The following is a 7,999-nucleotide window of genomic DNA, read 5'->3' as shown; positions in this document are numbered from 1 at the left end:
GAGAGCAACTATGCTCGAAGAGTATGTTGGATTTGGTAATCTATTACCAAATATCAAGCCGACATAGGAAGAAAAATGATAAAAGCCCTCGAGAGTGAACTTCTCGAGGGCTTTTGTCTACAGTCTGCTATAACAATTATTGTTATATTTCTTATGATTGGTGTTATAGGTAGTTTTTTGTTATTTATAATATGAATGTAGTTCCAAATGTTACAAAGTACAAACATTTATAACGATCTTTACTTGTTCCAAAAAATAAGAAGAATGGAATCGCTATAGGGGGTCCAGTTCAAAAGAATCTTGAATGAGTGTAGCGAGAACATCAATGCCTTTTCGCATATCGGTCTTGCCACAAAGGATATAAATGTTTTGCACGCTCGTAAAGTCATGCTTCATCAATTGCTTAGCTCCTTCATATTTGTTAGAATGATGCACTCATCTACGTCATTAAAGAAGGAAATTTCAACACTAGCTGTTTTAATGACGCAACTTGGCTCAGATGAAAATTGTGATGAATTGTAAAAGAAGACCTATCCGTGGTTTCAATATCTCTTTTCTTGAAGCTTCTATATCATACTCATATCTAATAATTCCTAGCAAAAACTTGACCACTAGGAAATTCAAGGATTAGCCCCAATACTTTGATTATTTGGGTTGTTATTTTGTGTTTGATTATTTGAACTATTAAAAAACCCTCTAAAAATACTTTCATAAATATTAAGTTATTTTACAATGTTGTAAAATAAAATAGAGTTGTGTTCTGGAAAAAACTTAGTTTATAAAAGTATAATAAAAGATTAAAATTCCTTGCTGCGTTAATTTCAAATTTGTTTTAAAATAGTAAAAGGATTAGTGTATTGACACTTAGATGTAACTGACTGACCTTGCAATACCTATACCCAAAAAAACTATGGCAACAACTGAGAATATAGGTGTTAGTTAAGTAGGAGAGAAAAAAATTGAAGAATACCAATAAAGTATTTAAAGTTATAGACTTATTTGCAGGTGCAGGTGGATTAAGTAATGGTTTTGAGCAAACTGGGAAATTCGAAGTTATTGGAGCTGTAGAAATTAATCCAGCTGCTGTAGAAACCTATATATATAATCATAACTCTATTAAAGATATTATTATTAAGCCTGCTGATTCTAATCTAAGTGACATTTGCAAAATTAATTTTAGAGATTTTATTAATAGAAATAGTTATAACGAGGAGGATATTGTGATAATAGGAGGCCCACCATGTCAGGGGTTTTCTAATGCAAATAGACAAAAAAATTATTTAATCTCTGGAAATAATCAATTGGTTAAAGAGTATGCTCGAGCAATTGATGAAGTCCGTCCTGTGGCTTTTTTAATGGAAAATGTAAAAACGATTAATTCAGATAGCCATAAGTTTTTTGTAACTAACTCTGAAGAAGGAATAAATAGGTACAGTTCCTTAAAGCATCTTCAAGAAATCTGTAAGAACTCGGATGAAAAAATTTGGGATAAAGATACAATTTTAATTTTAGAAACAGATAATATCTCCTTTCAACCTTTAATTCAAAATATTTTAGACTATGGTAGTGTCAATCCGATTATTATGAATGAGATACATTTATCAAGATTAAGAAGTATTTTTAGAAAGTTGAAAAAAGAGATAGTATACAATCCTACAACAGTTAAGGAGTTAGGAGAAATAGATCAACTCATTAAGGTGTTAGTTGAATATAATGTACCTAATTTTGAATATCAAACGATGTTCCAAGATATTATAAATAATGCTAAAAATATGCTACAAAAATTAAAAGAGAAACGTAATATTGATAATACATTGTTAATATCAACAATTAGCGATTTTATTGATATAAATCGTTTTTTGCTCTTTTTAAAAGAGTTGAAAGATGAACATATACAGTTATTAAAAGTTCCAAAAGTATATCTAATTAATGATAGGAAATTAAAAGTAGAAGTAGAAGTTTATTCTTATAATGTCATTGAGTATTTGAAGAGATTTTTTGATAGTATCGGCTATAGGTTTAAAGATGGTATAGTTAATTCTGATGATTATTTTGTCCCGCAAAAACGTCAGCGCTTTATGATTTTGGGAATACGTACTGAAGAAGAGATAAAAGTAGAATTTCCACCTTCTTATTTAGAACATGCATTAACTGTTAAAAATGCAATTGCTGATTTAGAGGGATTACCTCCTAGTATCAGTGTAGAGGATGAGGAGTTGCCTTATGAGGAACCTGATGAACTTTCAATAATGCAAACTTATTACCGTTTTGGATTAGGTGAAGGAAATAAAAAGTTAATTTATAATCACATTAATACTGATAGCAGACCTTTAAGTAAAAAGCGATTTGTAGAGTTGAATAAAACTGATGGTAAAAATTTCCATAGTTTGTCCGAAGAACTTCAAAAAGTTTCCTACACAAATGTGGAGCGTACACAAAATACGATTTACTTACGACTTAATTATGATTTACCCTCCCCGACAGTTATTAATGTGCGTAAATCTATGTGGCAACATCCGACTCGAATGCGTGCATTAAGTATTCGTGAGGCTGCTAGATTACAGTCATTTAGGGATTCCTATATTTTTAAAGGTTCAAAAGATAAACAATATCAACAGATAGGTAACGCTGTGCCGCCACTAATGGCAAGAGCTATTGCAGAACAAATGCTTAAATATTTAGGGGAGAAAGCATTACATCCATTAATAAAAGAATTTAGCTAGATAAAAAGGAGTGAATCCGTCGTCACCTAACGACTGGGTTTACTGCTTTTTATCTATTTTTTTGTTAGAATTATGTAAAATAGAGTGATAGGATGATTATTTATGAATAATATCGATACACAACCTTCTGCCGCTCCAGTTATTCAGGCGTTGAGAAGTATTGGCTATAATGCACAAACTGCAATAGCAGATCTAGTAGATAACAGTATCGATGCTAAAGCAAAAAATATATACATAGAGTTTGAATATAGTGTTGGAAATGGTTTTATAAGAATTGAAGATGACGGAACAGGTATGACAGAGAAAGAGCTACAAAAAGCGATGACAATTGGTTCAAAAGATCCTCGTACTATGCGTAAAAAAGATGAACTTGGTCGTTTTGGTATGGGATTAAAAACTGCTTCATTCTCACTAGGAAAAAGGTTAAGTGTTTTAACAAAGAAAGATGGCATTGTTTCCGAAAGATGTTGGGATTTAGATTATGTTAGTGATGTAGACAAGTGGTTATTATATAAATATATCCCAGATGATGTAAAAGTGAAAATGGGTGATATCGATAGCGATAATGGCACTATTGTTTTTATTGATTTGCTTGACCGTTTTTCAGGGACAGGGACACATAAGGTTTTAAAAAAAGAGAGTTATTATGCAAAAGTAAATCGAATACAAAAATATTTAGAAATGGTTTTTCATGTGATGTTAGAGCAAGGTCTTATTATGAAAATTAATAACAATATGCTACATCCTTGGAATCCGTTTTTAGAAGGTAATAGTCGAGTAAATGAAGGTGAGGAGCAAATTATTCGAGTAAATAAGAAGTTTGTGAAAATCACGCCATATGTTTTACCTCATCCATCTACTTTTAATCAGACTGAGTATAAAAATGCTGGAGGAATTAAAGGTTGGAGAGAGCAGCAAGGCTTTTATATATATCGTGAGAGTCGCTTAGTAAGCTTTGGTGATTGGTTCGGTATGTTTCCAAAAGATGTACCATCTGAACTAGTACGAATTAAAGTTGAATTTACAAATACTGCAGACGATGATTGGAAAATCGATGTGAAGAAATCAACTATTTCTGTGCCAGATGAAATTAAAGAGGATTTGAAATCAATTGCTAAATATTATCGCCAAATTTCTCAAGAAATAATGCTTTATCGAACAAAGACAATGAAATTAGGACAACGAATTAAAGGTACACTAAATACATGGGAGTTAGCAACAGATGATATCAAAAGTGCTTATGTGTTAAATAGAACACATCCAATCTTAACAGAAGTTTTAAAGACAGTGGATGATAAATTACGAAAGAAATTGAATGTATATCTAAAACTTGTTGAATTAGGCTCTCCAAGTAATTTACTTAAGACTGATAATATGGTGAAAAAGGAGGAACAAGAAATTGATGACAAATCGAAACACCTTATTATTGAATATGCGGAAACTTTATTAAGCGTTGGTGTTGAACTGGATATTGAAAAACTTGCTGAAACTATTTCAATGATGACTGGTTTTGAAGGTATAGAAATTTATACGATTAAAAAGATTCTTGAGAGAGAAGTGATTAATGATGGATCAAGTAATTCGTGAAGAATATTTCATTACAGTAGATAATTTATATAGTGGTTTAAAAAATAGTGGTATTCCGAACTATTTAGAGCTTGCTATGGAAAATGCGAGAAAAAAGTTTCCTCAACTAAGCAAGACAGAAATGGAGGGGCTTGAATTAGAAGTATATAGTAAATATCAAAGCACCTTTTCTGTTCCAAAGCCATCAACAATGCGTGATGGTAATAATATACCTTGGTTTAGTGATCGCAACCCCACATATTCTTATTTTTGGCCAAGATATGAGGAATTTTTATTGGATCATAAAAATTGGTCATTGAAAACCGTGACTACGATTGATAAAACAACAAATGAAATATTAAAAAGTCTTGGCAACCCTAAGCTACCAACACCTTTTAATAAACGTGGTTTAGTTTTAGGACATGTGCAATCAGGTAAAACAGCGAACTTTACAGGTCTTATTAATAAAGCTTTTGATGTTGGTTATACATTGGTGATTGTATTAGCAGGTATGCATAATGACTTACGTGCACAAACTCAACTACGATTACGCAAAGAAGTAGTAGGTATTAATGAAATGACGAGTGAAATTACGGGCGTAGGAGAAGTGCGAAATGATGGTAAAGTGATTGAAACTTGGACTACTGTAGAAAATGATATTTCGACAAGCAACGCAATTGGTTTAAAAAACTTAGATAAACAAATTCTTCTTGTGGCCAAAAAACAAAAAGATGTATTGCCGAAATTAATTGATTTGCTTGGCAATAGCTTGAAACACTCAAAAACAAGTCCACCAGTTCTAATCATTGATGATGAGGCAGATCAGGCAAGTGTAGATGCATCTGGTGGCGATACAGATCCTACAAAAATAAATCAGGGAATACGTGAGCTGTTAAATCTATTTGAGAGAAAGGCTTATGTAGGATATACGGCGACACCATTTGCAAACCTGCTAATTCGTGCTGATGCAAATCATGTAAATTTAAAAGAAGATTTATATCCTAAAGATTTTGTAGTAGCACTACCGAAACCAGATGACTATTGTGGACCGGATGAATTTTTCAACACTACTGGTTATGAAGAAGACAATAAACCAATGTTTATTCGTAATTTAAGCGAAGAAGATGTTCATCTTTTAGATAAACTGCGTACCAAGAGTGATTCTGATTTATTTACAGAAGTACCTGAAACTATGCAAGAAGCAATTTTAGCATTTTTAATTGCCACTGCTGTACGTAATTTGCGAGGGCAAACAGCGCAACACAATTCTATGTTAATTCATACATCTCGTTTGACAGATGTTCAAAATTCAATGTGTTGGGTAATTAAAAAATTTTATAAAGAGTTAGCTAACGAAATTATGTATAACAGTAATAGTGAGTATGTAACACGATTACAAGTAATTTATGAAAATGACTTTATAGAAGTACAACGTAGTTTTGAACAACAAAATAACTATGAAGTGTTTACATGGGAAAAAGTTTACAAGACCATTAAGATAATCGCAGGAAAAGTGGAAGTGATGGAGATTAATGGTGAGAGTGATGATGCACTCGAATATGATAGATACATAGAACAAGGGTTAAATGTTATTGCTGTAGGTGGTAACAAGTTATCTCGTGGTTTAACTCTAGAAGGTTTAACAATTTCCTATTATTACCGTAACACTACAATGTACGATACATTAATGCAAATGGGCCGCTGGTTTGGTTTCCGTACAGGTTATATGGATTTATGTCGTATTTATACAACAGATGAAATTGCTAAAAACTTTGAGCATTTAGCTGTCGTAATGAGTGAGGTAAGAGAAGAATTTGAAAAGTTAGCTAGAGAAGGGCTTACACCAGATGAATATGCTATAAAGATGCTTACACATGAGAAAATGACTGTAACAAGTCCGAAAAAGATGTTAAATGCTACGACAGTAGTAAGTTATACAGGCACTATGCAACAAACACGTAGTTTTGAGAAAACTAAAGATTTTTATGAAACTAATATGGAAGCAACAGTGGAATTTATTAATAGTGTTAAAGAAGAATTTGAGCCATATAAGACAGGTGCTAATAATAAGAACGGTACTAAATATCATATTGCAAGAAATGTTCCTAGCGAGCAAGTTATCAGCTACTTACAAAAATATAAAACTGTTTCATCAGCACGAATAGTAAATAGTAAAAAAATTGCGAATTACATACAAGGCATGAATGAAAGTGGCGCATTAAAAAAGTTTAATATTGCTGTAGTTGATGTGACTGAAACGACATTAAGAAGTGAAGAAGCCATTCGAAATAATATTAGACCTTGGCATGTTAAGTTAGGGAAAATTTTAATTGATAGTGCAGTTTTGCGTAGTATTGATATGGTTAAAGAAACTTTAGGTGTAGTTGACCTAGGAGCTATCGTAGCAGCAAACCAAGAGTTTATTGATATTCCTAATCGAGTTAAGAGTAAAAAAGATAATATTATGCTTCGTAAAGATAATAGTCCATTATTACTAATATATCCTTTACATCCGCAAGTAAAGCCATTTAGAAAACTAAATATAGATTTTACTGAAGATTTAGTTCCAATTGGTCTAGCTTTCTCATTCCCGGATTTAGAATTCATTAAGGGAGAGAATGGTGAGCTTATTAGATTTGAAGAAAAGGATGGTTATATTACTAACAAAACAATAGGGGGAGGTAAAAATAATGATTAATATTGCAGAGCGTTTTGAAAAATTAATTGTGCAAGCCAAAATGGAACAATCTAATGACGTTTATAAATTAGAGTCTATTTATTTTCAGAAGCCATTTATTTTGATAGGCGTTGATTTATTAGACTTTCAACGAAGAATTTATATAGATGTTACAGATGAAGGATGGGATAGTGAGCAACTAAAATCCTTTCCAAAGTGGCGTGGTATTGCAATTGATCAAGAGTACTTTGAACGGATAGGGCCATTGAAAGAAAAGACATTTCTAATAATTTCTCAAAGTGTTGAAGATAGTGAGGAAATCTTTGAAAAAGTATTACAGAATTTAGTGGATCATATTTTAATGCAAGAGCAGATACCTCTTTATACAGTTGTCTATGAAATATTAGATCGATGGCACAATTTCTTCAAGCGTAAGTACGAAAAACAATTAACATTAGAAGAAGAAATGGGATTATTTGGTGAACTCTATTATATTAAGCGATGGCTTGTCACATATGCTCAAGAACCCCCACTAATTATTAAAGATTGGAAAGGTCCTTTGAAAAACCGAATTGATTTTGTAAATAAAAATAGGGGTGTTGAGATTAAAACGGTTTCACCTAAAATACGAGATGAGATTAGAATTTCTAGTGAAAAGCAATTAGAAGTTACTCCAGTTATTAATGATTTACATTTATATGTATTAAAAATTGAGATATCGGAATCAATTGGGCAAACTCTTCAGATAATGATTGAAGAAATTGAAAGTATTTTATTGGAACGAGCACCTTCTTTGGCAGTGAAATTTAAAGATTTATTGCTGGAAATCGGTGTAACAAGTGACGACTATGATAGTAATTTCTTCTATGTGCATGAAGAACTAGTATATCAAGTTAGAGATTCTTTCCCAAGAATTACTTCAGAAAGTTTACCCATAGGTATTTCAAATGTGTCTTACACAATTGATTTATCTCATTGTAATGCTTTTAAAATACCTATAGAAGCCATTTTTGATTCTAATCAATAGGGGTTG

The 7,999-nt window shown here is 31.9% G+C and carries 6 protein-coding genes; 5 read left to right on the top strand and 1 reads right to left on the bottom strand.

The features are described from left to right. Positions 1 to 273: 273 nt before the first annotated feature. Positions 274 to 396 (bottom strand): IS66 family insertion sequence element accessory protein TnpB, encoded by a 123-nt coding sequence (gene tnpB, locus JIN86_RS24005; RefSeq protein ID WP_281487125.1) that lies wholly within the window; start codon positions 394 to 396, stop codon positions 274 to 276. On the opposite strand from tnpB, the gene JIN86_RS18950 reads away from it, so the two are divergent. The 5 genes from JIN86_RS18950 to JIN86_RS18930 all read left to right on the top strand — a co-directional run bounded on the left by JIN86_RS18950 (position 370) and on the right by JIN86_RS18930 (position 7,993). After that, positions 370 to 522: a hypothetical protein gene (locus JIN86_RS18950; protein ID WP_202342618.1), complete on the top strand. Its 153-nt coding sequence runs from the start codon at positions 370 to 372 to the stop codon at positions 520 to 522. The genes tnpB and JIN86_RS18950 overlap by 27 nt on opposite strands. A gap of 437 nt (positions 523 to 959) precedes the next feature. Then, entirely contained in the window at positions 960 to 2,723 is a 1,764-nt protein-coding gene (locus tag JIN86_RS18945) for a DNA cytosine methyltransferase (protein ID WP_202342608.1), read from the top strand. 102 nt (positions 2,724 to 2,825) lie between these two features. Then, entirely contained in the window at positions 2,826 to 4,310 is a 1,485-nt protein-coding gene (locus tag JIN86_RS18940; RefSeq protein ID WP_202342607.1) for an ATP-binding protein, read from the top strand. Beyond that, entirely contained in the window at positions 4,288 to 6,987 is a 2,700-nt protein-coding gene (locus JIN86_RS18935; RefSeq protein ID WP_348651615.1) for a Z1 domain-containing protein, read from the top strand. Before JIN86_RS18940 ends, JIN86_RS18935 begins: the two co-directional genes overlap by 23 nt. Further along, positions 6,980 to 7,993 (top strand): PD-(D/E)XK motif protein, encoded by a 1,014-nt coding sequence (locus JIN86_RS18930; RefSeq protein WP_202342606.1) that lies wholly within the window; start codon positions 6,980 to 6,982, stop codon positions 7,991 to 7,993. The genes JIN86_RS18935 and JIN86_RS18930 overlap by 8 nt, the downstream gene beginning before the upstream one ends. Positions 7,994 to 7,999: the final 6 nt, after the last annotated feature.

This window comes from Lysinibacillus sp. HST-98 (assembly GCF_016757845.1).
Lineage (GTDB): Bacteria > Bacillota > Bacilli > Bacillales_A > Planococcaceae > Lysinibacillus > Lysinibacillus capsici.
This window is presented reverse-complemented; position numbering and strand designations above follow the sequence as displayed.